The sequence below is a fragment of the Kocuria sp. UCD-OTCP genome (genome assembly GCF_000349605.1).
Taxonomy (GTDB): Bacteria; Actinomycetota; Actinomycetes; order Actinomycetales; family Micrococcaceae; genus Kocuria; species Kocuria rosea.
In genome coordinates this window covers 13,995-37,065 of record NZ_AOSQ01000022.1, presented here as the reverse complement: position 1 = coordinate 37,065, position 23,071 = coordinate 13,995, and the positions used below count along the sequence as shown (strand labels likewise).

Annotated in this window: 24 protein-coding genes, 1 tRNA gene and 1 pseudogene; 14 read left to right on the top strand and 12 right to left on the bottom strand. The window is 74.2% G+C overall.

What is annotated here, in order from left to right; all coding sequences use genetic code 11:
• Positions 1 to 4: 4 nt before the first annotated feature.
• Positions 5 to 613 carry a mismatch-specific DNA-glycosylase gene (locus H488_RS27540; protein WP_051063768.1) on the bottom strand — a complete coding sequence of 203 codons (609 nt, stop codon included), beginning with the start codon at positions 611 to 613 and terminating at the stop codon, positions 5 to 7.
• 78 nt (positions 614 to 691) lie between these two features.
• Here H488_RS27540 and H488_RS27535 point away from each other — a divergent pair, with 78 nt between their 5' ends.
• The 5 genes from H488_RS27535 to arfB all read left to right on the top strand — a co-directional run bounded on the left by H488_RS27535 (position 692) and on the right by arfB (position 3,526).
• Complete coding sequence (locus H488_RS27535) at positions 692 to 1,360, top strand: alpha/beta hydrolase family protein (RefSeq protein ID WP_043738915.1); 669 nt, start codon at positions 692 to 694, stop codon at positions 1,358 to 1,360.
• A gap of 92 nt (positions 1,361 to 1,452) precedes the next feature.
• Entirely contained in the window at positions 1,453 to 1,896 is a 444-nt protein-coding gene (locus H488_RS27530) for a LapA family protein (protein WP_017833385.1), read from the top strand.
• A 131-nt stretch (positions 1,897 to 2,027) separates the two neighbouring features.
• Complete coding sequence (locus tag H488_RS27525) at positions 2,028 to 2,321, top strand: hypothetical protein (protein ID WP_017833384.1); 294 nt, start codon at positions 2,028 to 2,030, stop codon at positions 2,319 to 2,321.
• A gap of 194 nt (positions 2,322 to 2,515) precedes the next feature.
• Positions 2,516 to 2,944 carry a hypothetical protein gene (locus H488_RS27520; RefSeq protein ID WP_017833383.1) on the top strand — a complete coding sequence of 143 codons (429 nt, stop codon included), beginning with the start codon at positions 2,516 to 2,518 and terminating at the stop codon, positions 2,942 to 2,944.
• A gap of 141 nt (positions 2,945 to 3,085) precedes the next feature.
• Positions 3,086 to 3,526 (top strand): alternative ribosome rescue aminoacyl-tRNA hydrolase ArfB, encoded by a 441-nt coding sequence (gene arfB, locus H488_RS27515; protein ID WP_017833382.1) that lies wholly within the window; start codon positions 3,086 to 3,088, stop codon positions 3,524 to 3,526.
• A 29-nt stretch (positions 3,527 to 3,555) separates the two neighbouring features.
• On the opposite strand, the gene ychF is transcribed toward arfB, so the two are convergent.
• A complete protein-coding gene (ychF, locus tag H488_RS27510) occupies positions 3,556 to 4,641 on the bottom strand; it encodes a redox-regulated ATPase YchF (protein ID WP_017833381.1) in 1,086 nt (361 codons plus the stop codon).
• Positions 4,642 to 4,767: 126 nt separating this feature from the next.
• On the opposite strand from ychF, the gene H488_RS27505 reads away from it, so the two are divergent.
• The 3 genes from H488_RS27505 (at position 4,768) to H488_RS27495 (ending at position 7,959) form a co-directional block, all read left to right on the top strand.
• The gene (locus H488_RS27505) at positions 4,768 to 5,709 is read left to right on the top strand and encodes an ABC transporter ATP-binding protein (protein ID WP_017833380.1); all 942 of its coding nucleotides are present in this window, start codon (positions 4,768 to 4,770) and stop codon (positions 5,707 to 5,709) included.
• A 64-nt stretch (positions 5,710 to 5,773) separates the two neighbouring features.
• Positions 5,774 to 6,535 carry an ABC transporter permease gene (locus H488_RS27500; RefSeq protein ID WP_017833379.1) on the top strand — a complete coding sequence of 254 codons (762 nt, stop codon included), beginning with the start codon at positions 5,774 to 5,776 and terminating at the stop codon, positions 6,533 to 6,535.
• Between the two features lie 89 nt (positions 6,536 to 6,624).
• The gene (locus tag H488_RS27495) at positions 6,625 to 7,959 is read left to right on the top strand and encodes a DNA recombination protein RmuC (RefSeq protein WP_031282984.1); all 1,335 of its coding nucleotides are present in this window, start codon (positions 6,625 to 6,627) and stop codon (positions 7,957 to 7,959) included.
• 47 nt (positions 7,960 to 8,006) lie between these two features.
• Here the strand turns inward: H488_RS27495 and H488_RS27490 are convergent, their stop codons facing one another.
• Together H488_RS27490 and H488_RS27485 are read right to left on the bottom strand one after the other, a co-directional pair.
• Entirely contained in the window at positions 8,007 to 9,089 is a 1,083-nt protein-coding gene (locus tag H488_RS27490) for a 4-hydroxy-3-methylbut-2-enyl diphosphate reductase (protein ID WP_017833377.1), read from the bottom strand.
• Positions 9,090 to 9,099: 10 nt separating this feature from the next.
• The gene (locus H488_RS27485; protein WP_017833376.1) at positions 9,100 to 10,068 is read right to left on the bottom strand and encodes a hypothetical protein; all 969 of its coding nucleotides are present in this window, start codon (positions 10,066 to 10,068) and stop codon (positions 9,100 to 9,102) included.
• A 65-nt stretch (positions 10,069 to 10,133) separates the two neighbouring features.
• Here H488_RS27485 and xseA point away from each other — a divergent pair, with 65 nt between their 5' ends.
• Complete coding sequence (gene xseA, locus H488_RS27480; RefSeq protein ID WP_017833375.1) at positions 10,134 to 11,435, top strand: exodeoxyribonuclease VII large subunit; 1,302 nt, start codon at positions 10,134 to 10,136, stop codon at positions 11,433 to 11,435.
• 58 nt (positions 11,436 to 11,493) lie between these two features.
• Positions 11,494 to 11,769 (top strand): exodeoxyribonuclease VII small subunit, encoded by a 276-nt coding sequence (locus H488_RS27475; protein WP_017833374.1) that lies wholly within the window; start codon positions 11,494 to 11,496, stop codon positions 11,767 to 11,769.
• 31 nt (positions 11,770 to 11,800) lie between these two features.
• Here the strand turns inward: H488_RS27475 and H488_RS37945 are convergent, their stop codons facing one another.
• The 4 genes and pseudogenes from H488_RS37945 to H488_RS37435 form a co-directional block, all read right to left on the bottom strand.
• Positions 11,801 to 12,670 carry a PPK2 family polyphosphate kinase gene (locus tag H488_RS37945; protein WP_109222037.1) on the bottom strand — a complete coding sequence of 290 codons (870 nt, stop codon included), beginning with the start codon at positions 12,668 to 12,670 and terminating at the stop codon, positions 11,801 to 11,803.
• A gap of 87 nt (positions 12,671 to 12,757) precedes the next feature.
• Positions 12,758 to 13,972: pseudogene (locus H488_RS37940) on the bottom strand (pyridoxal phosphate-dependent aminotransferase); the annotation flags it as partial.
• A gap of 56 nt (positions 13,973 to 14,028) precedes the next feature.
• Positions 14,029 to 15,054 carry a glycine betaine ABC transporter substrate-binding protein gene (locus H488_RS27470; protein ID WP_017833372.1) on the bottom strand — a complete coding sequence of 342 codons (1,026 nt, stop codon included), beginning with the start codon at positions 15,052 to 15,054 and terminating at the stop codon, positions 14,029 to 14,031.
• Positions 15,051 to 15,524, bottom strand: coding sequence for an NUDIX hydrolase (locus tag H488_RS37435; protein ID WP_237740438.1), 474 nt, complete (start codon positions 15,522 to 15,524; stop codon positions 15,051 to 15,053). The genes H488_RS27470 and H488_RS37435 overlap by 4 nt, the downstream gene beginning before the upstream one ends.
• An 89-nt stretch (positions 15,525 to 15,613) precedes the next feature.
• On the opposite strand from H488_RS37435, the gene H488_RS27460 reads away from it, so the two are divergent.
• On the top strand, positions 15,614 to 16,654 hold the full coding sequence (locus H488_RS27460) for a magnesium and cobalt transport protein CorA (protein WP_017833370.1): 1,041 nt from the start codon (positions 15,614 to 15,616) through the stop codon (positions 16,652 to 16,654).
• 9 nt (positions 16,655 to 16,663) lie between these two features.
• On the opposite strand, the gene H488_RS27455 is transcribed toward H488_RS27460, so the two are convergent.
• Positions 16,664 to 17,419 (bottom strand): DedA family protein, encoded by a 756-nt coding sequence (locus H488_RS27455; RefSeq protein ID WP_017833369.1) that lies wholly within the window; start codon positions 17,417 to 17,419, stop codon positions 16,664 to 16,666.
• Between the two features lie 123 nt (positions 17,420 to 17,542).
• On the opposite strand from H488_RS27455, the gene H488_RS27450 reads away from it, so the two are divergent.
• Together H488_RS27450 and H488_RS27445 are read left to right on the top strand one after the other, a co-directional pair.
• On the top strand, positions 17,543 to 18,553 hold the full coding sequence (locus tag H488_RS27450) for a mechanosensitive ion channel family protein (protein WP_017833368.1): 1,011 nt from the start codon (positions 17,543 to 17,545) through the stop codon (positions 18,551 to 18,553).
• Complete coding sequence (locus H488_RS27445) at positions 18,550 to 18,882, top strand: antibiotic biosynthesis monooxygenase family protein (protein ID WP_017833367.1); 333 nt, start codon at positions 18,550 to 18,552, stop codon at positions 18,880 to 18,882. Before H488_RS27450 ends, H488_RS27445 begins: the two co-directional genes overlap by 4 nt.
• Positions 18,883 to 18,888: 6 nt before the next feature.
• On the opposite strand, the gene H488_RS27440 is transcribed toward H488_RS27445, so the two are convergent.
• The gene (locus tag H488_RS27440; protein WP_017833366.1) at positions 18,889 to 19,782 is read right to left on the bottom strand and encodes a LysR family transcriptional regulator substrate-binding protein; all 894 of its coding nucleotides are present in this window, start codon (positions 19,780 to 19,782) and stop codon (positions 18,889 to 18,891) included.
• 120 nt (positions 19,783 to 19,902) lie between these two features.
• On the opposite strand from H488_RS27440, the gene H488_RS27435 reads away from it, so the two are divergent.
• Positions 19,903 to 19,975: transfer RNA gene (locus H488_RS27435), tRNA-Ala, on the top strand.
• Between the two features lie 88 nt (positions 19,976 to 20,063).
• Here the strand turns inward: H488_RS27435 and H488_RS27430 are convergent.
• Positions 20,064 to 20,966, bottom strand: coding sequence for a tachylectin-related carbohydrate-binding protein (locus H488_RS27430; RefSeq protein WP_017833365.1), 903 nt, complete (start codon positions 20,964 to 20,966; stop codon positions 20,064 to 20,066).
• Between the two features lie 300 nt (positions 20,967 to 21,266).
• Positions 21,267 to 22,913, bottom strand: coding sequence for a CYTH and CHAD domain-containing protein (locus H488_RS27425; protein ID WP_017833364.1), 1,647 nt, complete (start codon positions 22,911 to 22,913; stop codon positions 21,267 to 21,269).
• Positions 22,914 to 23,071 lie beyond the last annotated feature (158 nt).

Here is a 23,071-nt window from a genome sequence, read left to right as displayed (position 1 = left end):
CGGGTCACGGCGGTGTCGGGGCGACCGGGAGGCCCGCCGCCCGCCCGGCCTCGGCGAACGCGGCGGCGAGGCTCGCCCGGGACGCGTGGGCGTTGAGCCCGCTCGGGCTCGGCAGCGCCCACAGCTGCGCCCCGGCCAGTTCCCGGTCCTGGCGCCCGAGCCGGGCTCCCGGGTCCGCGAAGGCGTGCCGGTAGGCGGTGACCCCGGCGACCGCGACGACGGCGGGGCGCAGCCCGGCGACGAGCTCGCCCAGCCGCTCCCGGCCGGCCACGAACTCGGCGGGGTCCAGCTCGTCGGCCCGGGCGGTGGCCCGGGGCACCAGGTTCGTGATGCCGAGACCCCGGCCCAGGACGTGCTCCCGGTCCTCCGCGCTCATCCCGGCCGCGCAGTCCACGAGCCGGCCGGTGAGCCCGGCGTCGTGCAGGGCCGGCCAGAACCGGTTGCCGGGCCGGGCGAAGTGCGCCTGCGTGGCCGCGGCCCACAGGCTCGGGTTGATGCCGCAGATCAGCAGCCGCACGTCCGGGCCGAGCAGGTCGGGCAGGGTCGCGCCCCGGGCGGCCTCGAGGTCCGCCCGGCTCGGCCGGGCGCCGCCGGTCGCGTTCGGGGAGGCCATGACCACATGCTAGGCCGCACCGCCGCCGCCGGGCACCACGGGCCGGCCGCGGGCGCCCGCCGGGCTACCGTGGTGGCCATGCCCCGATCGACCGAGCTCACCGTGCCCACCGAGAGCGGGCCGGGACGCCTGCTGGTCTCCCCCGCCGAGCACCCCGTCGCGCTGCTGTGGCTCGGGCACGGCGCGGGCGGGGGCGCCGGCGCCCCGGACCTCACCGCCCTCGCCGACGAGCTCCCCCTCCACGGCGTCACGGTCGTGCGCCACGAGCAGCCGTGGGTGCTCGCCGGCCGGAGGATCGCTCCCCGTCCGGCCGCCCTCGACACCGGGTGGCTGGCCGCCGCGCCGGCCGTGACCGGTCTGGCGGACGGACTGCCCCTGGTCGTCGGGGGCCGCAGCGCCGGGGCCCGGGTGGCGTGCCGGACGGCCGCCGCCGTGGGCGCGTCCGCCGTCGTCTGCCTGGCCTTCCCCCTGCACCCGCCGGGACGCGCGGAGCGCTCGCGCGCCGAGGAGCTGCTCCGGCCCACGGTCCCCGTGCTCGTGCTGCAGGGCACGCGGGACGCCTTCGGCTCCGCGGACGAGGTCGCGGCCGCCGCGGACGGCGCGCCGGCCGTCGACGTCGTCCCGGTGGAGGGCGCCGACCACGCCTTGGCGGTCCGCCGGTCCGGGCCCGTGAGCCAGGAGGACACGCTCGCGCTGGTCGCCGCCGAGGTGCGCCGCTTCCTCCGGCGGACGCGCACGACCCGCTGAGCACCGGCGGGACTTCAACGGCGCGCCGACCGGGACTACCGTGAGGAGCACAGGGTCACCGCGACCCGTCCGCGACCAGGGAGAGAACCGTCATGGCCCGCACCCCAGCATCCTCCGACCCGCTCCGGCCCGATCCCGCCCCCGGGGACGAGCCGCGGGTCCCCGCCGCGGACGCGTCCGCCGCGGACCGGCCGGCGCCCGGCCGGGAACCGGCCGTCCGGCCGCAGACGGCCACGGACCCCGCCCTGGACGGGCACCAGAAGCAGGGCGTCTCGGGCGCCGCGTGGACGGCCCTGATCCTCGGCCTGCTGATCCTGATCCTGCTGCTGGTCTTCATCCTGCAGAACAACGTCCCGGCGGACTTCAACTACCTGGGCTGGCAGTTCAGCCTCCCCCTCGGCGTCGCCATGCTGCTCGCGGCGGTCGCCGGCGCCCTCATCATGGGTCTCGTCGGCTCCGTCCGGCTCTTCAAGCTGGGCCACCGGGTGCGCAAGCTCGAGAAGGAGCGCGCCGACATCAAGCGCGCCCTGCGCTGACCCCCGCCGCCGCCTCGGCGGTCGCCGTCGGCCGCCGGCGGGTGTCTCATGACGTCAGTACCGGGTCGGCCCATTGCGCGGGCGGCAACAGGCAGTAGCCTGACAGCACCCCGAACGACAGGACGGTTCCCATGAGCTCCCCCGCACTCCCCGACGACCGCCCGGCGCCCGAGGACCTCGAGGTGGTCGCCCCCGCGACCGTCGTCGATCTCACCAGCGGCACCGCCCAGATCACGCCCGTGCTGGTCGACGGCGAGGCGCGCTACGCCGTGGACCTGCCCGACCAGCCCCTGGACGAGGACGACGTGGCGAGCCTCGCCGTCGCGCTGCAGGCGGCGCAGGCCGGTCCCGCCGTGCTCGTGGACGTCGAGGACTACCTCGAGGCGGAAGCACCGCCGGAGGACGCCGCCGAGACCCCGCGGTAAGGGCCCGGTTCGGTCCGCCGGCACGACGAAGATCTCCGACCGCGACGTCGAGAACGCCTCGACGTCGCGGTCGGAGGTCTTCTCCGCGCCCGGAGGCATGATCTGCCGCACTGCGTGCGAGTCGCACGCGGGCTGACCGCCCCGCATTCCCTAAAGTGATGAACGGATCCCCCGCCCCCACCGGAGAGACGGCCATGTCACCGAACCCCCCGCAGAACGTCCACCAGAAGCCGGCCATCGGGCGACTGGGACTGGTCGCCCTGTCCCTGGCCCTGGTCACCGGGTGCACCACCCCCGACAGCGGCGGGACCGACGAGCCCGACGCGTCTCCCAGCGCCTCCCCCTCCCCGACGACCGGGGCCACCGGCACCGCGGAGGCGACGCAGCCGGTCCCGCCGACCCCGTCGACGACCCCCGGGGCCACCCCGCCGCCGATGCCCGGGGCGCTGCCGGACCAGGACTTCACCTACGACGAGGCCTACGCGGCCTGGCAGGACGGGATGCCCTACTACGACGCCTTCTGCATCCACTACGAACCCGTCACACCGGCCGGGGTGTCGCGGTGCGAGGGCATCGAGAACGGCATCGTCGACAGCATCACCGGTGAGCCCCTCGGGCAGTAGTCAGGACGTGCCGGGCCGCGCGCCGAACCGCCATTGCGGCTGAGGGGCGCACCCGGCCGCAGACCTCGCCCGAGCAACCGGGACATTCCCCACCGAGACCGAACGGAACGTGTCGCGTCGCCGGTGCGGGACAATCGTCGGGTGGACGATCTGCACGTGCCCCCGGGCCCCGGCGCGCCCCGCGGCCTCAAGGTGCCGGCGGGTGAGCTGGTCGAGCAGTTCTCGCACGCCTCCGGGCCGGGCGGCCAGGGCGTCAACACCACCGACTCCCGGGTGCAGCTCTCGCTCGACCTGGCCACGACGACGGCCCTGAGCGACGCGCAGCGCGCACGTGCCCTCGATCAGCTCGCCGGCAGGCTCTCGGGCACCGTGCTCACCGTCAGCGCCGCCGAGCACCGCTCCCAGCGACAGAATCGCACCGCGGCGAGACAGCGCCTCGCCGCACTCCTGCGCGGCGCGGTGGTTCCCCCGGTCGTCCGGCGAGCGACCCGGCCCACCCACGGCTCGCGCCGTCGCCGTCTCGAAGGAAAACGCCGCCGCTCCGAGACCAAGCAGAACCGCAGGCGCCCCGGGCCGGAGTGATCTCCGCTGGCGCGGAGCACCCGCCCGGCTCAGACGTTGAAGCGGAACTCCACCACGTCGCCGTCGCGCATGACGTAGTCCTTGCCCTCGATCCGGACCTTGCCGGCGGCCTTGGCGTCGGCCATGGACCCGGCGGCGTCGAGGTCCTCAAAGGAGACGATCTCGGCCTTGATGAAGCCGCGCTCGAAGTCGGTGTGGATGACGCCGGCGGCCTGCGGGGCGGTGGCGCCCACGGGGATGGTCCAGGCGCGCGACTCCTTGGGCCCGGCGGTGAGATAGGTCTGCAGCCCGAGGGTGTGGAACCCCGTGCGGGCGAGCTTGTCGAGACCGGCCTCGTCCTGCCCGGACATCTCCAGCATCTCCTTCGCCTCCTCCTCGTCGAGCTCCACGAGCTCGGACTCGAGCTTCGCGTCGAGGAAGACAGCGTCGGCGGGCGCCACGAGCTCGCGCAGCTCCTGCTGCTTGGCCTCATCGCCGAGCACCCCGTCGTCGGCGTTGAAGACGTAGATGAACGGCTTGGCGGTGAGCAGGCTGAGGTCGCGCAGCTGGTCGACGTCCAGCTTCTCCTTCTCGGCCGCCCCGAAGATGGTGTCCCCGCGCTCGAGGATCGTCTGCGCCTGCTGCATGGCGGCGAGCTTGGCGGGATCGGCCTTCTTGATCTTGACCTGCTTCTCGAGGCGCGGGATCGCGTTCTCGAGGGTCTGCAGGTCGGCGAGGATCAGCTCGGTGTTGATGGTCTCCATGTCCGAGGCGGGGTTGATCTCGCCGTCGACGTGGATGACGTCCGGGTCGTCGAAGGCGCGGACCACCTGGGCGATCGCGTGCGCCTCGCGGATGTTGGCGAGGAACTGGTTGCCCAGGCCCTCCCCCTCGGACGCGCCCTTGACGATGCCGGCGATGTCCACGAAGGACACGGTGGCGGGCAGGATCCGGTCCGAGCCGTGGATGTCGGCGAGCCGGTCCAGCCGCGGGTCCGGCAGGTTGACCACGCCGATGTTCGGCTCGATGGTCGCGAACGGGTAGTTCGCCGCCAGGACGGTGTTGCGGGTCAGCGCGTTGAACAGGGTGGACTTGCCGACGTTGGGCAGTCCGACGATTCCGATAGTAAGAGCCACGGGAGACCATCCTACCGGGCACGGCGCCGGCACGCCGTGCCGCCCCCGGTGTCCCTGGCCGAGGTCGTGGGCGTGTCGTGGCCCGTGGGGCTTCCGGGACGGCGCGCGGTGGAGCAGAGTCGGAGCATGACGTCCTTCCCGGCCTCCCGCACATCGCCGCATCCGAGCCCCGCCGGCCCGTCAGCCGGTTCCCCGGCCGTCGACGTCTCCGGCGTCCACAAGGGCTTCGGGCGCGGCGAGCAGCGCGTCCGCGCCGTGGACGGCGTGAGCATGCGCATCGAGCGCGGCGAGGTCGTCGCGCTGCTCGGGCCCAACGGCGCCGGGAAGACCACCCTCCTCGACATGGTCCTGGGCTTCACCGACCCCGACGACGGCACCGTGCGCACCCTCGGCGCCGCCCCGCGCGAGAGCGTGCGGGCCGGGCGGATCGGCGCGGTCCTGCAGACCGGGGGGCTGCTCGACGACCTGTCCGTGCGCGAGACGGTCGCGATGGTCGCGACCCTGCACCGGGACCCGCTGCCCGTGGACGAGGCCCTGGGCCGGGCGGGGGCCGCCGGGTTCGCGCGGCGGAAGGTCTCCAAGTGCTCGGGCGGCGAGCAGCAGCGGCTGCGCTTCGCGCTGGCCCTGCTGCCCGAGCCGGACCTGCTGGTCCTCGACGAGCCGACCGCGGGCATGGACGTCGGCGCCCGGCGGGAGTTCTGGGCCGCGATGCACGCCGAGGCGGAGCGCGGCCGGACGGTCGTGTTCGCCACCCACTACCTCGACGAGGCCGAGGAGTTCGCCGCCCGCACCGTGGTGCTCAAGGGCGGGCGGGTGGTCGCCGACGCCCCCACCGCCGAGGTCCAGGCCCTGGCGGGCCACCGCGTGGTCAGCTTCCGCTGGGAGGGGCCCGGGCCCGTCGTCGTCCCGGGGGCGACCGCGCTGGAGCCCGCCGGCGGACGCCGGCGGCTCACGGGCCCCGACACGGACGCCATCGCCCGCCACCTGCTGACGACCACGGGCGCGAGCGAGCTCGAGATCACCCACGCCGGACTCGAGGAGGCCTTCCTGGGCCTCACCGCCGACTGACCGGCCCCGCTCCCCCCGTCCCGACTCCCCGCCCCTACTCCCCCGTCCCCGGAGGACCAGCACCATGAGCATCGCCTACGCCGCCCACGACCTGCGCCGCAACGTGCGCATGGTCGAGAACACCTTCTTCATCGTGGTCCTGCCCGCCGTGCTCTACGTGATGTTCACGGCGCTGGGGGACTTCTCCGACCTCCCGGTGGGCCACGGCAACGCCGGCGGTTACAACATGATCTCGATGGCGGTCTACGGGGCGGTCACCGCGACCACCTCGATCGCCGGCTCAGCCGCCGTGGAGCAGGCCCGCGGGTGGGGCCGGCAGATCGGGCTCACGCCGGCGCCGCGGCACGGGTACGTGCTGTCCAAGGTGGCCGTGGCCCTCGCCATGGCCGTGCTGCCCGTCCTCGTGGTCTACGCCGTGGGCGCCCTGACCGGTGCCGAGCTGGGCGGCTGGCGCTGGCCCGCCACGGCGGCGATCGTCGTGGCCGGCTCCTCGGTGTTCGCCCTCTACGGTCTGGCGGCCGGGCTGCTGTTCCGCTCCGAGTCCGCCGTGGGGGCGGCCTCCGGGATGCTCGTGGTGCTCAGCTTCTTCGGCAACCTGTTCGTCCCGCTCACCGGGGTGATGCTCGACATCGCGCGGTTCACCCCGCTCTACGGTCTGGCCGGACTCGCCCGCTATCCGCTCGTGGAGGGCGACGTCGTGGCGACCAGCGGCCCGCCGGTGGAGTCCGACCCCCTGTGGGCGCTGCTGCTCAACACCGGGCTCTGGACGGCGGTCTTCGTGGCCGTGGTGCTGCTCGCCGTGCGCCGGACCACGGTCCGGCGCTGACCGGGCGACACTCCGGGGAATGGGGCGGGGAGCGGGGCGGTGAGCGCCGCTGCCGTGCGGTGTCCGGGTGGCGTGCCACACTGCTGGGCATGACCGTCAGCCTCGTCGTCGTCCTCGTCCTGCTCGCCCTGCTGGTGGGCGCCCTCCTGGGCGCCGCCGTGGCGCGGGTCCGTGCCGCCCGGGAGGTTCGGGCGGCCGAGGAGGAGCGGGCCGGGCTGCAGGCCGAGCTCGCCGCCGTCCAGGACCGGCTCGTGGACCTGGCCTCCGAGCGGGCGGCGGCCGTCGAGGCGCGCGCCCAGCTCGAGGACCGGCTGCGGGACGCCGACGCCCGCTCCGTGCAGGACAACAACGTCCTGCGGGCCCTGGCGCCGGTGGCCCACCAGCTGCGCTCGGTCGAGGAGCACGTGACGGCGCTCGAGCGGGACCGGGCCGAGCAGTACGGGGGCATCACCCAGGCCCTCGCCCACACCCGCGAGGTCGGCGACCACCTGCGCACCGCGACCACCTCCCTATCCTCTGCGCTGCGCTCGGGCTCCGCGCGCGGCCTGTGGGGCGAGGTGCAGCTGCGCCGGGTGGTCGAGTCCGCGGGGATGACCGCGCACGTCGACTTCCGGGAGCAGGTCGCCTCCAACGGCACCACCGCGGACGGCGAGCGCAGCGCGATCCGCCCGGACATGGTGGTGCACCTGCCGGGGGGCCGCGACATCGTCCTGGACGCCAAGGCGCCCATGACCGCCTACCTGCGCGCCCAGGACGCCGAGGACGACGCCGGGCGCCGGGCGCAGCTGGCCGGCCACGCGAAGGCCGTGCGCGGGCACGTGGACGCGCTGGCGTCGAAGAAGTACTGGGAGGCGCGGGACGCCTCCCCCGAACTGGTGCTGTGCTTCCTGCCCGCCGAGTCGGCGCTCTCCGCGGCCCTGGACGCGGACCCGACCCTGCTGGACCACGCCGCGAGCCGCAACGTGGCGATCGTGTCGCCGGTCTCGCTGCTCGCCTCGCTCAAGGCCGTGGCGTTCACGTGGCGGCAGAACGGGCTCACGGAGAACGCCAAGGAGCTCTTCGACCTCTCCCGCCAGCTCTACGAGCGGCTGGGCACGGTCGGCAAGCACCTCGACGACATGGGCCGGTCGCTGCAGAAGTCGGTGGAGACCTACAACCGGCTGACGGGCTCCGTGGAGACCCGGGTGTTCCCCACGGCCCGGCGGATCAACGACCTCGACCCCACGCTCGCGGAGGACGATCGGCTCACCACGCGTCCGCTCGTGGTGGCGCCGCGCCCGCTCACGGCGCCGGAGTTCACCGAGGCGGCGCAGCTGCCGCCGGCGCCGGAGGCGGTGCAGCTCCCGGAGCCGGCGGAGCGCCCGGGCCGCACCGCCCCGGACGGCGGCGTACCGGGGCAGCTCGACGAGCGCGCGGCGGGCTGAGCGGACGGGTCCGCCCGCGGCTCAGCGGGTGGGGCGGGCCCTGCGGCTCAGCGGGTGGGGCGGGCCCCGCGGCCGCCGAGCCGGTGGGAGGTGTCCCCGGCCGCGGTGAGCCGGGCGCGCAGCTCCTTGGGGAGGGAGAACAGCACGTCCTCCTCGGCGGTGACGACCTCCTCGACCTCGCCGTAGCCGTAGTCCGCGAGCAGGCGCAGCACGTCCTTGACGAGGACCTCCGGCACGGAGGCCCCGCTGGTGACGCCCACGGTGGCGACGCCCTCGAACCAGGACTCGTCCACCTGGTTCGCGAAGTCCACGCGCTCGGCGCGGCGGGCGCCGTACTCGAGGGCGACCTCCTTGAGCCGCACGGAGTTCGAGGAGTTCGCCGAGCCCACGACGATCACGAGGTCAGCGTCCGGGGCGATCTTCTTGATCGCGGTCTGCCGGTTGGAGGTGGCGTAGCAGATGTCGTCGCTGGGCGGGTCCTGCAGGGAGGGGAAGCGCTCGCGCAGCTTCTGCACGGTCTCCAGGGTCTCGTCCACGCTGAGGGTGGTCTGGGAGAGCCAGACGACCTTCTCCGGGTCGCGGACGACGACCTGGCCGACCTCGTCGGGGCTGTTCACCACCTGGATGTGCTCGGGGGCCTCGCCGGCGGTGCCCTCGACCTCCTCGTGGCCGTCGTGGCCGATCAGGAGGATGTCGTAGTCGCTCTTCGCGAAGCGCACGGCCTCGCGGTGGACCTTGGTGACCAGCGGGCACGTGGCGTCGATGGTGCGCAGCTCGCGGGACTTCGCGGACTCCACCACGGCCGGGGAGACGCCGTGGGCGGAGAAGATCAGCAGGGACCCCTCGGGGACCTCGTCGGTCTCCTCGACGAACACGGCGCCCTGCTCCTCGAGGGTGCTCACCACGAACTTGTTGTGCACGATCTCCTTGCGCACGTACACGGGGGCGCCGTAGTGCTCGAGCGCCTTCTCCACGGCGATGACGGCGCGGTCGACGCCGGCGCAGTAGCCGCGGGGGGACGCGAGCAGGACCTTCTTCGGTCCGGCCACGGGAGCGGCGGCGGCCACGTCCTCCGGCGAGCGCCGGGAACGGGGGACGGTGGGCATGGAGAGCGCAACGGTGGTCGGCATGGCCTCCATGCTACGCGGTGGGGCGGGGCCTGCGCCGTGATCCGCCCGACACGAGGATGGCCCCGACGAGGCCCACGACGCCCGTGATCCCGGCGGCCCAGGCGGCCGTGACCATCTGCTCGCCGAGGGAGTCGGTGAGCAGGAGGACGGCCCGGTCGGCGGCGAGCCGGACCACGGGGTCGCCGCCGAGCATGCCGGAGGCCCGCTGCACGCCCTGCTCCACGAGCAGCCACGCGACGCCCAGTCCGGCCAGGGTCCCCAGCCCCAGCACGGCGAGCACGGCGAAGCGGTGCCGGGTCACGAGCAGCGCGAGCACGGCGAGCACCGCGGCGGTCCACGTGAGCGGCACGGCCAGGTCGGTGACCCGGGTGCCCGCCTCGATCAGGCGCCCGGTGTTCGACCCCGGGACGGTGATCCGGCTCTCGCGCTCCGCCAGCCCGACGTCCACGCCGACGGCCCGCTGCACGGCCGCGTCGACCTCCCGGAGGACGGGGGCGATGTCCAGCACGAGGTCCTTCGGCGGCTCCTCCACCGCGCCGTCCACGGGGACGTTGGCCTCGTGGGTGCGGGTGAGCGCCTCCGTCCACGCGCGCTGGTAGGCGGGGTCGGCGGTGAGGTCCGCGGCGACGTCGGCCGCACGGCGGGCGGCGTCCTCGAGCATCCGGTCGAGGAACCCGACGCCGGTGGCCCGCTCCCCCACGATCCGGTCGGCCACCTGCCCCACCGCGGTGCGGGCCAGCTCCTCCTGGAACGGCCGGTCCTCGGCGAGGGTGCCCACCACCCGGGTGAAGCCGTCGCGGGAGACCAGGGTGTCCTGGGCCCAGTGCAGGGGCACGAGCAGCGCCACGAGGGACGCGGCGGCGAGGCCCAGGACGGTGCCGAGGCCGGTGCGCAGGACGGTCGTGGCGCGTCGTCGGGGGCGGGGCGCGGAACGGGGCGCGGAGCGGTGTCCGGGGGCGGGGGGTGCTGAGAGGCTCACGGAACCACTGTACGCACGGGCGGAGCGCGTGCACGGGTGTCCCCGTCGGGTGGTAAGCATGAGGCATGACGTATCTGGAGCCGCAGCAGGACGCCCCGGCGGGCGGCGAGCGGGAGCTGCCGCAGCGGGCGGACCGGACCACCCCGGAGAACCCGTGGCCGCTGCGGATGCTCTCCGAGAACCTGCATGCCTACATCGCCCGCTGCGCGCCCACGTGGGTCGAGGGGCAGATCATCGAGCTCAACCGGCGCGCCCGGGTCACCTACGTGACCCTGCGGGACGTCGACGCCGAGATCTCCGTGCCCGTGACCCTCTTCGCCAACGAGACCGCCCACCTGGACCGTCCCCTGGAGAAGGGGATGCGGGTGGTCGCCCAGCTCAAGCCGGACTTCTGGGCCAAGACCGGCCGGCTGTCCATGCTGGGCCGCGGCATCCGCCCGGTGGGCCTGGGCGACCTGCTGGAGCGGCTCGAGCGGCTGCGGCGCGCCCTCGCCGAGGAGGGGCTCTTCGACGCCGCCCGGAAGAAGCCCCTGCCCCTGCTCCCCCGCCGGGTCGGCCTCGTCACGGGGCGCAACTCGGACGCCGAGAAGGACGTCATCCGCAACGCGTCCCTGCGCTGGCCGGCCGTGGACTTCGAGGTGCGGGAGGTCGCGGTCCAGGGCTCCGGCGCGGTGCGCGCCGTGACCCAGGCGATGCGCGAGCTCGATGCCATGGCCGAGGTGGACGTCATCGTGATCGCCCGCGGCGGCGGCTCCTTCGAGGACCTCCTGGCCTTCAGCGACGAGTCCCTGATCCGGGCCGTGGCGGCCGCCCGCACCCCGGTGGTCAGCGCCATCGGGCACGAGAACGACCAGCCGCTGCTCGACTGGGTGGCCGACCTGCGGGCCTCGACCCCCACGGACGCCGGCAAGCGGATCGTCCCCGACGTCGTCGAGGAGCGCGCCGGGGTGGCCCGGGCCCGGGCGGGCCTGGACCGCGCCGTGCGGGGCTTCCTGGATCGGGAGGCCGCCGGTCTGACCGCCGTGCGCACCCGGCCCGTCCTGGCCCAGCCGGAGGACATGATCCTGCTCCGGGAGGAGGACGTGGACCGGTGGCGCACCCGGGCGCTGTCCGCCGTGGACTCCCGGACCCTGCGGGAGCGGGACGCCGTGCGCTCCCTGCGCGCCCGGGTGCGGGCGCTGTCCCCCCAGGAGACCCTGCAGCGCGGCTACTCCGTGGTCCTGGACGCCTCCGGCGCCGTGGTCACCGACGCCGCCGCCGTGCGCGCCGGGGACCTGCTGGGGGTGCGCCTGGCCGCGGGCGAGCTCGGCGTGCGCACCGAGACCGTCTCCGCCCGGCGCCCGGGCGAGCACCCCGGCTCCCCCTGACCCACGGGGCACCGGCACCACCGCCGTCCCCGACCGTTCCGAACGAGAGGCGCCACCCATGGCGAGCACCGACCACCCCGCAGCACCCGACCTGTCCGACATCGCCGGCCTGGGCTACGAGCAGGCCCGCGAGGAGCTCGTGCAGGTCGTCTCCCGGCTCGAGGCCGGGGGCACGTCCCTCGAGGAGTCCCTCGCGCTCTGGGAGCGCGGCGAGGCCCTCGCCACCCGCTGCGAGCAGTGGCTCGACGGCGCCCGCGAGCGGCTCGACGCGGCCCGGAGCCGGCGCGCGGACGCCGACGGGGGCGACGCCGACGAGGGCGCCGGGCGCGGCTGAGCCCGCCCCGCCCGGTCCGCCGTGGCGCGGGTCAGAGCTCGGAGAGGCGCCGGCGCGCGTCCTCGACGTCGTAGCCGGGGTCCGGCCAGTCGAGCCGCAGGCCCGCGAGCGCGGAGATCAGCAGGTCCTGGACCACGGCACGGGCGTACCACTTCCGGTCGGTGGGCACCACGTACCAGGGCGCGTGATCGGCGTCGGTCGCGTCGATGGCCCGCTCGTAGGCGGCCATGTAGGTCTCCCACCGGCTGCGCGCCTCGAGGTCCGAGGGGTCGAACTTCCACTGCTTCGTCCGGTCGCTCATGCGGGCGAGGAGGTTCTCGCGCTGCTCGTCCAGGCCCAGGTGGAGGAAGACCTTGACGACCACCACCCCGTCGTCGGCGAGCTCCTGCTCGAAGTGCCGGATCTCGGTGTAGCGCCGCTCGAGCTGCCGGTCGTCGAGCACGTCGTGCACCACGGGCACCAGCACGTCCTCGTAGTGGGACCGGTCGAACGCGCCGATCACCCCGGGCCGGGGCAGCTGGCGCCGCACCCGCTGGAGGAAGTGCTGGGCGGCCTCCTCCTCGGTGGGCCGGCCGAAGCCGTGGGTGTGCACGCCGTGCGGGCTGAGCCCGCCCAGGACGTGCTGGATGACGCCGCCCTTCCCGGAGGTGTCCATGCCCTGCAGGACGAGGAGCACCCGGTGCCGGGCGCCCACCGTGGCGTTGGCGTAGATCTGGCGCTGCAGCCGGGACAGCTCGGCGTCCCGGGCGGCCCGCAGCGCCGTGCCCTGCTGCTTCTTCCCCCGGAACCCGGGGGTGGAGCCGGTGTCCACCGCGTCCAGGGACAGGCCCGGCCGGGCGCGCAGCAGAGGCCGTACGTCCTGCTCGAACCCGGTGCCGGGGCTCTGGTCGGCTGCGCTCATGCGGGACCTCCTGGGAGTGCGGGGCGGGCTTTTCGAACTTCTTTTTGCAGGAGCCGANAGCCGAAGAAGCAAAAGGACTTCGAAAAACTGGCGGTAGCTGCCGAGGAACTCCTCGATCCGGTCCAGCGCCGTGGCCAGCATCTCCACGGACGGCAGGGTGACGAGGCGGAAGTGGTCGGGCTCCGGCCAGTTGAACGCCCGGCCGTGGCTGACGAGGATCTTCTGCTCCTTGAGCAGGTCGAGGGCGAACTTCTCGTCGTCGACGATGTTGAACTTCTCCACGTCGAGCTTGGGGAACAGGTACAGGGCGCCGTCGGCCTGCCGGCAGGACACGCCGTCGATCTCGTTGAGCCGCCGGTGGGCGAGGTCGCGCTGGGCCTTGAGCCGCCCGCCCGGGAGGATGAGGTCGTTGATCGACTGGTAGCCGCCGAGCGCGGTCTGGATCGCGTGCTGGGCCGGGACGTTGGCGCACATGCGCATGTTGGCGAGCAGCTTGATGCCCTCGATGAAGCTCTCGGCCTTCCAATTGGGCCCGGTGATCGCCAGCCATCCGGCGCGGTACCCGGCCACCCGGTAGGCCTTGGAGAGCCCGGAGAAGGTCAGGCACAGCACGTCCTCACCGGTGAGGGTCGCGGTGTTGATCATCTCGGCGTCGTCGTAGGTGATCTTCTCGTAGATCTCGTCCGAGAACAGGATCAGCTCGTGCTCCGCGGCGAGGTCCACGATGGTCTGCAGCACCTCGCGGGAGTAGACCGCGCCGGTGGGGTTGTTCGGGTTGATGATCACGATGCCCTTGGTGTTGGGGGTGATCTTCGCCGCGAGGTCCTCGAGGTCCGGGTTCCAGTCGTTGTCCTCGTCGCACCGGTAGTGCACGGGGGTGCCGCCGGACAGGGCCACCGACGCCGTCCACAGCGGGTAGTCGGGGGACGGGATGAGGATCTCGTCGCCCGGGTTGCACAGCGCCTGCAGCGTCATGGTGATGAGCTCGGAGACGCCGTTGCCCAGGTAGACGTCGTCGGTGTCGAGGTTCATGATCCCGCGCGTCTGGTAGTACTGCACCACGGCCGTGCGGGCCGAGTAGATGCCGCGGGAGTCCGAGTAGCCCTGCGCGTGGGGCAGGTTCTTGATCATGTCCACGAGGATCGCGTCGGGTGCCTCGAAGCCGAACGGCGCGGGGTTGCCGATGTTGAGCTTGAGGATCCGGTGGCCCTCCGCCTCCATGTGCTCCGCCTGCTCCAGCACGGGGCCGCGGATGTCGTAGAGGACGTTCTTGAGCTTGTCGGACTGCTTCACCACTGACATGCGGTACACCTTACCCCCGGGGTGCACGCCGTCCGGGGCACCCGTCGGTGCGCCGATCAGGTGTCGTCGCCGCCCTCGAGCCAGTACCGCGCGGCCTCCTCGGGCGTGTACGGGTCGCGGGCGGAGGTCATCCGGGTCATCAGCACGAGGTCCTCGGTGCCGATCTGCGCGGAGACCCCGTCGACGACGTCCGCGGCGGCGTCCGGCAGGTCCTCGGCCGCCACGGGGACCACCCGCTGCGGGACGAAGTTGTTGAGCGGGTCGGCCAGGACCACGAGGGCGTTGTCCTCGATGGCGGGCGAGGCCGTGAACAGGGCCGCGGCCTGCACCCGGTCCTCGAGCAGTGCGTCCACGAGGTCGTCCTGGTCGCCGAACGGCACGAACCTGCCGGGCACGCACTCGTAGGCGTCCTCCAGTCCCTCCGGGCCGTAGGAGCGGCCCGCGAAGTCGAGGTCGGTGCCCAGCGCCAGCTCGTCGCACACCGGGCCCAGGTCCTCCAGGTCGGTGAGCTCGTGCTCCACGGCGGTCGGCCGGGTCACGACGACCGCCACCGTGTTCTCCGCCGGGGCCGGCTCGAGGGTCCGCAGGCCCTCGGGCAGCACGTCCTGCACCCCGGCCAGCACGTCGTCGTCGTCCGCGCGCTCCTCCCCCAGTCCCAGCAGCTCGGAGAGGTCCTCGGCGAGCCCGCCGTCCTCGGCGTCCGGGGACGGCGTGGGGGTGGGCGTCGCCTCGCCCGTGGGCGCCGCGGAGGCCGGGCCCACCGGCGCCCGGCCGCGCAGGTGCAGGTAGAGGTTGCCGGAGTAGTCCGCGGCGACCTCCACCTCCCCCCGCTCGAGGGCCCCGAGGTAGTCGGCGCGCTCGGTCCCGGCGTCGACCACGCTCGCATCGAAGCCGGCCTCCCGCAGCCGCCCGGCGTAGACGTGGGCGAGCACGGCCGTCTGCCCGGTGGGTCCCGCCGCGATCCGGACCGGCTCCGCGGCGGGGGACGCCGCGGTGGCCGGCGGCTGCTCCGGGGCCCCGCCGCCGCACCCGGTGAGCGCGGCGACGGCGAGCAGGCCCGCGGCGGCGCCACGGCGGCTCACCGGCCCTCCCCCGGTCCCGCGGGGCCCGCGGCCACGAGCCCGGCCAGCTCGAGGCCCACGGGCACGAGGCCGACCAGGGGCAGCTGCGGCAGCGCCGCCAGGGGGAACCAGCGGGCCTCGTCGGAGGAGCCGTCCTGCTCCGACGTGAGCGTCCCGCCGGTGATGTGGGCGCGGTAGATCACGCGCAGGGCGTGGAAGGGCCGGTCCCGGCCGTCCAGCCGCTCGCCGGCGTCCATGTGGCGGCTGTGCACGCCGAGCAGCTCGTCGAGCTCCACGGTGAAGCCGGTCTCCTCGTGCACCTCCCGCAGCGCGGTCTGCGCGGGCTGCTCCCCGATCTCCATGCCACCGCCGGGCAGGCTCCACGCCCCCCGCAGCGTGGGGTGGCGCGGGTTCCAGTGGCTGAGCAGCACCGCCCCGTCCTGGACGATCACGGCGTAGGCACCCACCCGGGTGTCCATGGGGAAACTCATGCCCCCCATTCTAGGAACGCCCGGGGCGGGGCGCCGACAGCGCGCGCGGCGGGCGGGCCGGTGGATCGGCCCCCGGGGATAATGGGCGCGTGAGCATCGTCGACAACGCCGTCTACCGGGGCGGACAGCGCATCGCGTCCCCCGCCACGCTCGAGGAGACCTACCGGCTGCTCGCCCGGCTGCGGACCGAGGACCCCCGCTGCACCGAGGCCGGGGAGCACTGCGTCCTCGTCTGGATCGGCCTGTACCGGCCCTCCGCGGACGAGCTCGACTCCCTGGCCGAGCAGTTCGGCCTGCACGAGCTCGCCGTGGAGGACATCCGGCAGGCCGAGCAGCGGCCCAAGCTCGACCGCTACGGGAGCACCCTGTTCACGGTGCTGCGCCCCGCCGTCTACCAGGACGCCACCGAGACGGTCGACTTCGGGGAGATCCACATCGTCACGGGACCCGGCTTCGTGATCACCGTCCGGCAGTCCGAGCACGGGCGGGTCGGGCGGGTCCGGACCCGGGTGGAGTCGCAGCCCGCCCTGCTGGTGACCGGCGCGGAGGCCGTGCTCTACGCGGTGCTCGACCAGACCGTGGACGACTACTACCCGGTGGTCGAGGGGCTCGAGAACGACATCGACGAGATCTCGGACGCCCTGTACTCCGGCTCCGGGGACGGCGTCGTCTCCCGGCGCATCTACCAGCTCACCCGGGAGGTCAGCGCGTTCCACCGGGCGGTCGCCCCGCTGGAGCTGGAGCTGCGGCAGTTCCTCGAGGAGCTCGCCGGGGCCGGCGCGCCCCGGGAGCTCCAGCATGTCCTGCGGGACGTCCTGGACCACCTGATCTTCGTCAACAACAAGGTCGAGTCCTTCCAGGCGTCCCTCACCAACGCCCTCATGCTGGACTCCACGCAGCTCGCCGCCCGGCAGAACGAGGCCGCGATCGAGCAGAACGAGCAGATGAAGCGGATCTCCTCCTGGGCGGCGATCCTGTTCGCGCCCTCGATCATCGGCTCCGTGTACGGGATGAACTTCAGGTTCATGCCGGAGCTGTCCTGGGTGTGGGGCTACCCCATGGCGCTGGGGCTGATGCTCGTGACGGGCGTGGTGCTCTACGTCGTGTTCCGGTTCAAACGGTGGCTGTGACCGCCGCGGTCACTGCTGCCCGCGCTCGCGGCGGGCGGAGTCGGACAGGCCCCGGCGGTTGCGCAGCACCCGCTTGAGCACCCACCACGCGATCAGGACCGCCACGGTGACGACCACGATCCGGGAGAAGATCCCGGCGTACTGCTCGGCGACGTGCCAGTTCTCGCCCAGGTAGAACCCGGCGAGCACGAAGATGGTGTTCCAGATCAGGGACCCCGCCGTGGTGAGCAGGACGAACGCGCTGAACGACATCCGCTCGATGCCGGCGGGGACCGAGATCAGCGACCGGAATACGGGGATCATGCGCCCGAAGAAGACGGCGGCCTTCCCGTGCCGCTCGAACCACGCCTCGGTGCGGTCGAGGTCGTGCAGGTCGACCAGGGGCATCCGGTCCACGATCGCCCGCAGCCGGCGGCGGCCGAGCGCGGCACCGATCCAGTAGAGGGCCACGGCGCCGACCACCGAGCCCAGGGTCGTCCAGAAGATCGCCCCGCCGAGCGAGAAGCTGCCCTGGCTCGCGGTGAACCCGGCCAGCGGGAGGATCACCTCGGACGGCAGCGGCGGGAAGAGGTTCTCGAGCGCGACGAGCAGACCGGCGCCAGGAGCGCCTATGGCCTCCATGACGTCGACGGCCCAGCCGGCGACCCCGCCCAGCGTCTCGGCGCCGGAGTCCTGGGCCCCGGTGATCCGGGCGGCCAGGACGGCCGCGTCCGGGGCGGCGGTGAGGTCGGGGGCGGCGGTCGGGGCGGGGCTGGGTGCAGTCATGGGTCCTCGGCGGTGGGCGGGGCGGGGCGGGGCCCGGCGGGTGCGACCACCATTGTGCCCGACGCACCTCCGGATCGGCTGGACGGCTGACGGGTCGCGGACGTCGTTGGTTACGCTTCCTCCATGCTCCTCCCTGCCCCCCTCCTGATGTCCACCCCCGTGCCGGCCCTGGACCCGGTGTGGGAGTTCTGGCTCGACAAGCCGCTGCGGATCCTCCTGGTGCTGCTCGGCGCCTCGATCCTGGCCGCCGTGGTGCGGCTGCTGATCCGCCGGGTCACCGGGGGGATCGCGAAGGGCACCCGGTCACGGATCGTGCGCCGGATGGAGCGGGGCAGGCCGCGCTGGGTCGAGGACGCGGGACTGGCCGGCGCGCGGCAGTCCCAGCGCGCCCACACCATCGGCTCGGTGCTCTCGTCCGTGGGGACGGTGGTGATCTGGGCCGTGGCCCTGGTGATGATCATCTCGGAGCTCGACTACGACATCGGCCCGGTCCTGGCCTCCGCCGGCATCGCCGGGGTGGCCCTGAGCTTCGGGGCGCAGTCCCTCGTGAAGGACTACCTGTCCGGGATCTTCATGGTCGCCGAGGACCAGCTCGGCATCGGGGACGTCGTCGACCTCGGCGAGGCGAGCGGGACCGTGGAGTCCGTGGGGCTGCGCGTGACCCAGGTCCGGGACGTCAACGGCACCCTGTGGCACGTGCGCAACGGGGAGATCCTGCGCGTGGGCAACCAGTCCCAGGGCTGGGCCCGCTGCGTGCTGGACCTGCCGGTGCCCTACGACACGAACATCGAGCTGGTCACGGAGCTGATCCTGCACGAGGCGGGGCTGCTGCGGGACGACCCGAAGGTCGGCGAGTACATCACCGAGGACCCGGAGGTGTGGGGCGTGGAGGCCGTGACCGGGGAGTCCGTCACCGTGCGCGTGGCCGTCCGCACGGTCCCCCTCAAGCAGTGGGACGTGGCCCGGGCGCTGCGGCTGCGGATCAAGAAGATGCTCGACCGCGAGGGCCTGCACGTGCCCCTGCTGAACCAGACCGTGATCCGGCAGGCCGAGGCCGGGGTCGCGGCGCCCGGTCCGCCGGAGACGGGACAGGTCCGGTCGGTCCGGCGCGATGTGCCAGGATCGGACGCATGAGCATCGTCAAGATCAACGCCATCACCGTCCCGGCCGACTCCGGCGACGAGCTGGGCCGGCGCTTCGCCGCCCACAGCGGCTCCATGGCCGGGGTCGCGGGCTTCGAGGGCTTCGAGCTGCTGCGACCCACGGACGGGCGCACGCAGTGGCTCGTGCTCACCCGGTGGGCCGACGAGGACTCCTACGACGCCTGGCGGTCCTCGCAGGACTTCGCCCGGTCCCACGGCGGCCCCGCCGGGGAGGGCGAGCGCCCCCGGCCCGTGGGCACCGCCTCGGAGCTGTGGTCCTACACGGTGGCCGTCGAGCAGCAGTCCCCCGGACAGCAGTAGGCGCCCTCAGCGCCGGCCACGGCCGCCGGACCGGCGGCCGCCCTTGGGCCCGCCGCGACCGGACCGCGCCCCGCCCCGGGGCGCGCCCGCCCGCCGCGCCCCCTGCGGGGGCTGTCCCCCACGGCGCGACGACGGGGCCCGTGCCGGACCCGCTTTGGCGGCCGGCCGGTCCTCCGCGGCCGGGGACGCCGGTGCGGCAGCACCCCGGGAGCTGTTGAGCCCCCTGCCGCGGACGACGCCCACGAAGTCCTGCACGAGCTCCTCCTGCTCCTCCGTCAGGTCCTGCGGCCACACCAGCGCCACGGGGACCGTGGCGGCATCGGGCACCACACGGTGGACGAGGTCCTTGCGGTGGTGCAGCCGGGCGAGCGACATGGGCAGGACGACCAGCCCCAGGCCCGCGGCGACGAGCTCGACGGCGTCCCGGGCGTGGCGCATCGGGGGCAGCGGCGCGTCCGCGGCGACAGCCTCCGGGGAGCGCAGCCGGTGGCGCTCGGGGAGGGTCGCCGGCTCCTGCAGCAGCACCTCGTCCACGAGCTCCGCGACCGGCACCTCGTCGAGCAGGGTCAGCTCGTGGTCCCGGGGCAGCACCACGACCTGCTGCTCCGCGTAGAGCTCCACCGCCCGGTACTCCTCGCGCAGCGTGGCGAGGTCGTCGACCCCGGGGCGCGGGTGCGCGGGCAGCCGCACGAAGCACGCGTGGGCGCGCCCCGCTCCCAGCTCCTCCTCCCACGCGTCCGTCTCGAGCGGGCGCTCGGCGAGGACGCGGCCGGGGTTGCGGTCCCGCCACCGGAAGAACCACTTGCCGGGCATCACGCCGGGGACGAAGGCGACCGCCAGGTCTGCCGTCTCGCCGGCCTCGTCGGCTGCGGGGTCGTGGGGTCCGGGCGCGTCGTCCATGCCGGTCAATCTACCCACTGCCGGCCCTGCTCCCCGACCACCGGCGGGAACCGCCCCGGACGCGCCGGGCGCCCGAGATGCGAAACCGGCGCGGGATGTATACGATGGAACGGTTGCTCCGGGGCTATAGCTCAGTTGGTAGAGCGTTTCGTTCGCAATGAAAAGGTCAGGGGTTCGATTCCCCTTAGCTCCACCGGAGGCGAAGGCCCCCGCTCGGCACAACGCCGGACGGGGGCATTCGTCGTGCGCGGGCCGTCGTCGTGCGGGCCGGGAGCCGCTCGCTAGTTCCCGTAGAGGACGTGCTCGAAGTTCCACCCGTTGCCGATCCTGCGCCCGGTGCCGTTGTTGGCCCAGCGCGGCGTGCCGTTGTTGCGCCCCTCGTGGCGGTACCAGAACAGGTCTCCGTCGAACGCGACCGCGTAGACGATCCCGCCTCCGCCGCCGAAGACGTGGGCGAAGTCCCACCCGCTGCCGACCTTGCGCCCGCGTCCGTTGTTGGCCCAGCGCGCCGTGCCGTCGCCGCGTCCCTCGTGGCGGTACCACAGCAGGTCCCCGTCGTGCTCCACCGCGTAGATGATCCCGTCGCCGCCGGCGAAGACGTGGGCGAAGTCCCACCCGTTGCCGATCTTGCGCCCGCGTCCGTTGTTGGCCCAGCGCGGCGTGCCGTTGCTGCGCCCCTCGTGGCGGTACCAGAAAAGGTCACCGTTGCCCTGCACCGCGTAGAGGACCCCGGCGCCGCCGGAGAAGACGTGGGTGAAGTCCCACCCGCTGCCGACCTTGCGCCCGCGGCCCCGGTTGGCCCAGCGCGCCGTGCCGTCGGCCGCGCCCTCGTGGCGGTACCACAGGAGGTCCCCGTCGTGCTCGACCCCGTAGACGACCCCGGCGCCGCCGGCGAAGACGTGGGCGAAGTCCCACCCGCTGCCGACCTTGCGCCCGGTGCCGTTGTTGGCCCAGCGCGGCGTGCCGTTGCTGCGGCCCTCGTGGCGGTACCACAGCAGGTCCTTGTCGTCCTCGACCCCGTAGATGACGCCGTTGGTGCTGGGAGCGGCGGCAGCCGTCGTCGGAACGGCCCCGACGGCGACGGCGGAGGCCACTGCGGTGCCGGCCGTCAGCAGTCCGCGGCGGGACATCACCAGGGAGATCCCGGACGGGGTCGGCCCGTCCGGCTGGGTGTGCTCGGTCATCACGCACTCCTCGGGTGCTGGAAGCCGTCCCGGCGGCCGTCCTCACCGGCCGACCGGGCAGTCGAGTCCGGGCCGGGAAACGCGCGAGAACGCTAACGGCCCGTCGACTGCGACCATCGTCCCCCCGTCCCCGTGACCCGGGCATGACTACTGCGACGGAACCGGACAGGCCGGCCCCGGCCGCCCGCCGCCCCGGGTGCAGACGGGGCCGGGGCGGCTCCGGCAGGGCTCAGGCGGGTCGTGGCGCGCCCCGCCGGAGCCTCTCGGGAGGCGTCCGCGCGGTGGCGTCCGGAGCGCCGCTCAGGCGAGGTCCTCCCGCAGCTGGGACAGGAGCACCCCCACCACGTCCGCCCCGCCGTCGGTCCCGGCCCGCAAGCGGAGGACCTCGGCGCCGTGCAGCGCCCCCACGGCGTAGCGGTCCGCACCGGAGCGCCCGAGGGCGGCCGCCGTGCCCGCGAGCCACCGCTCCACCACCGCGGCGTCCATGATCCGGCCCAGCTCGTCCTGGTAGTCCTCCGCGTCCCGGGCCGCGCGCCGCAGCTGCTTGCCCGGCCGGTGCCCGGTCCGGCCGAGGACGGCGTCGACGTAGCGCACGCGCTTGACGGCCTTGCGGACATCGTGCAGGTGCTCCAGCTGCCCCTCGCCGCCCGGGCCGCCGGCCAGCTCCGCCTCGGCCACGCGCACCACCTTCCGCAGGGCCCGGTGCACCACTGCGTCGGCGACCTCACGCCCCGAGAGCCGGGTGCACTCCTCGGTCAGCGGCGGACGGGCGGCGAAGTCCTGGACGTCCGCCAGGAGCCGCAGGTGCTCCTGGCCCGTGACGTGCCGGCGCACCTTCGCGGCCGCCGTCCGTGCCTCCTCCTCGGCCCGCTGCCGCAGGCTCTCCGCCGCGGCCGGCCCCACCCGCCCCTCGAGCGCCTCCACGCGCCCGGCCAGCAGCTCCGCCGTGACCTCGGCGTCCCGGGCCGCGGACAGCGTCCGGGCGAGCTCCCGCAGCCGGGCGTCCAGCTCCTCCGCCGCCGCGCCGTCGAAGAACGGCTTGGCCGCCCTCAGCACGCTGCGCAGGGAACGGGACGTCACGCGCATCTGGTGCACCGCGTCCGGGACGTCGAGGCGGACCCTGAAGTCCCAGAGCACCAGCTGTTCGGCGAGCTCCCCGAGCACCGCGCGCAGCACGTCCGGCCCGCCCGCCGGCTTCCCCTTCCTTCCCGCCTTGTTCTTGTTCTTCTTGTTCTTCTTGTTCTTCGTGCCGCTCCCGGCCTTCTTGCCGCTCCTGCCCTCCGGCTGCTTCTCGTCCTGCTTCCGGCCGGGCCCCGCCGGGGCGTCGTCGTCCTCGCCGAGCGCACGGGCGATCTTCGCCCGGGAGGTGGACGGCTTCCCGCCGGCCGCGAAGACCACGGCCTCGACCGCGGCGAAGATCTGCTCCTGGCGCACCTCGGGCACCGTGCCGTCGAGGAGCTCGACCTCCCACTCCGACCAGGACCGCGCCGTTCCCGTGCGCTCGTCGACGGCGTCCACGACGTCCACGGCGAGCTCCGCGACCGCCGCCCCCGTGCTGTCGCTGATCCGGTGCACCTGCCGCACGGTGCGGAGGGTCGCCACCGGCCGCAGCTCCTGTCCCCCGGTCAGCCCGGCGAGGAGGTTCCGCACGGACGCGGGCATCCGGTCCGGGGTGCGCAGCAGCGGCACCTGCAGCTCGTGGCGTCCGTCCGCGCCCTGGAACTTCACGTGCCACCCGTCGTCGGCCCCGCCCCGGCGGCGGCGCAGCGCGACCAGGCGCCGCCCCAGGGCCATGTCCTCGGTGTCGTGGTAGACGGCCTCCATGCGGTGCTCCACGGGCTCCGCCGAGACGGTGCACCCCTCCAGCGTGCTCCAGTCCACCCGGGCCTCGGCGCCCTCCGGGAACTCGTACTTGCGCTCGACCTCGCGGTGGGCGACGGCGGTCATGGGTGTCCTCCTGGTCGGGGCCACCGGTCGCCGGAACCGGCGGCCGGCCGTTGCGGCGATGATACCGGGGCCGTGCACGGCCCCCGGGGAAGCGAACCGCCGCGCGCCCCGGCGGGGGCGTGCGGCGGTGCGTGCGGCCCGGTCGACCGGGCCGGGTG

Bases quoted from the DNA above. Each gene is read 5' to 3' on its own strand.
- H488_RS27540 (WP_051063768.1), bottom strand. From the start codon at position 613: ATGGCCTCCCCGAACGCGACCGGCGGCGCCCGGCCGAGCCGGGCGGAC.
- H488_RS27535 (WP_043738915.1), top strand. From the start codon at position 692: ATGCCCCGATCGACCGAGCTCACCGTGCCCACCGAGAGCGGGCCGGGA.
- H488_RS27530 (WP_017833385.1), top strand. From the start codon at position 1,453: ATGGCCCGCACCCCAGCATCCTCCGACCCGCTCCGGCCCGATCCCGCC.
- H488_RS27525 (WP_017833384.1), top strand. From the start codon at position 2,028: ATGAGCTCCCCCGCACTCCCCGACGACCGCCCGGCGCCCGAGGACCTC.
- H488_RS27520 (WP_017833383.1), top strand. From the start codon at position 2,516: ATGTCACCGAACCCCCCGCAGAACGTCCACCAGAAGCCGGCCATCGGG.
- H488_RS27505 (WP_017833380.1), top strand. From the start codon at position 4,768: ATGACGTCCTTCCCGGCCTCCCGCACATCGCCGCATCCGAGCCCCGCC.
- H488_RS27500 (WP_017833379.1), top strand. From the start codon at position 5,774: ATGAGCATCGCCTACGCCGCCCACGACCTGCGCCGCAACGTGCGCATG.
- H488_RS27495 (WP_031282984.1), top strand. From the start codon at position 6,625: ATGACCGTCAGCCTCGTCGTCGTCCTCGTCCTGCTCGCCCTGCTGGTG.
- H488_RS27490 (WP_017833377.1), bottom strand. From the start codon at position 9,089: ATGCCGACCACCGTTGCGCTCTCCATGCCCACCGTCCCCCGTTCCCGG.
- xseA (WP_017833375.1), top strand. From the start codon at position 10,134: ATGACGTATCTGGAGCCGCAGCAGGACGCCCCGGCGGGCGGCGAGCGG.
- H488_RS27475 (WP_017833374.1), top strand. From the start codon at position 11,494: ATGGCGAGCACCGACCACCCCGCAGCACCCGACCTGTCCGACATCGCC.
- H488_RS37945 (WP_109222037.1), bottom strand. From the start codon at position 12,670: ATGAGCGCAGCCGACCAGAGCCCCGGCACCGGGTTCGAGCAGGACGTA.
- H488_RS37435 (WP_237740438.1), bottom strand. From the start codon at position 15,524: ATGAGTTTCCCCATGGACACCCGGGTGGGTGCCTACGCCGTGATCGTC.
- H488_RS27455 (WP_017833369.1), bottom strand. From the start codon at position 17,419: ATGACTGCACCCAGCCCCGCCCCGACCGCCGCCCCCGACCTCACCGCC.
- H488_RS27450 (WP_017833368.1), top strand. From the start codon at position 17,543: ATGCTCCTCCCTGCCCCCCTCCTGATGTCCACCCCCGTGCCGGCCCTG.
- H488_RS27445 (WP_017833367.1), top strand. From the start codon at position 18,550: ATGAGCATCGTCAAGATCAACGCCATCACCGTCCCGGCCGACTCCGGC.
- H488_RS27440 (WP_017833366.1), bottom strand. From the start codon at position 19,782: ATGGACGACGCGCCCGGACCCCACGACCCCGCAGCCGACGAGGCCGGC.
- H488_RS27430 (WP_017833365.1), bottom strand. From the start codon at position 20,966: ATGACCGAGCACACCCAGCCGGACGGGCCGACCCCGTCCGGGATCTCC.
- H488_RS27425 (WP_017833364.1), bottom strand. From the start codon at position 22,913: ATGACCGCCGTCGCCCACCGCGAGGTCGAGCGCAAGTACGAGTTCCCG.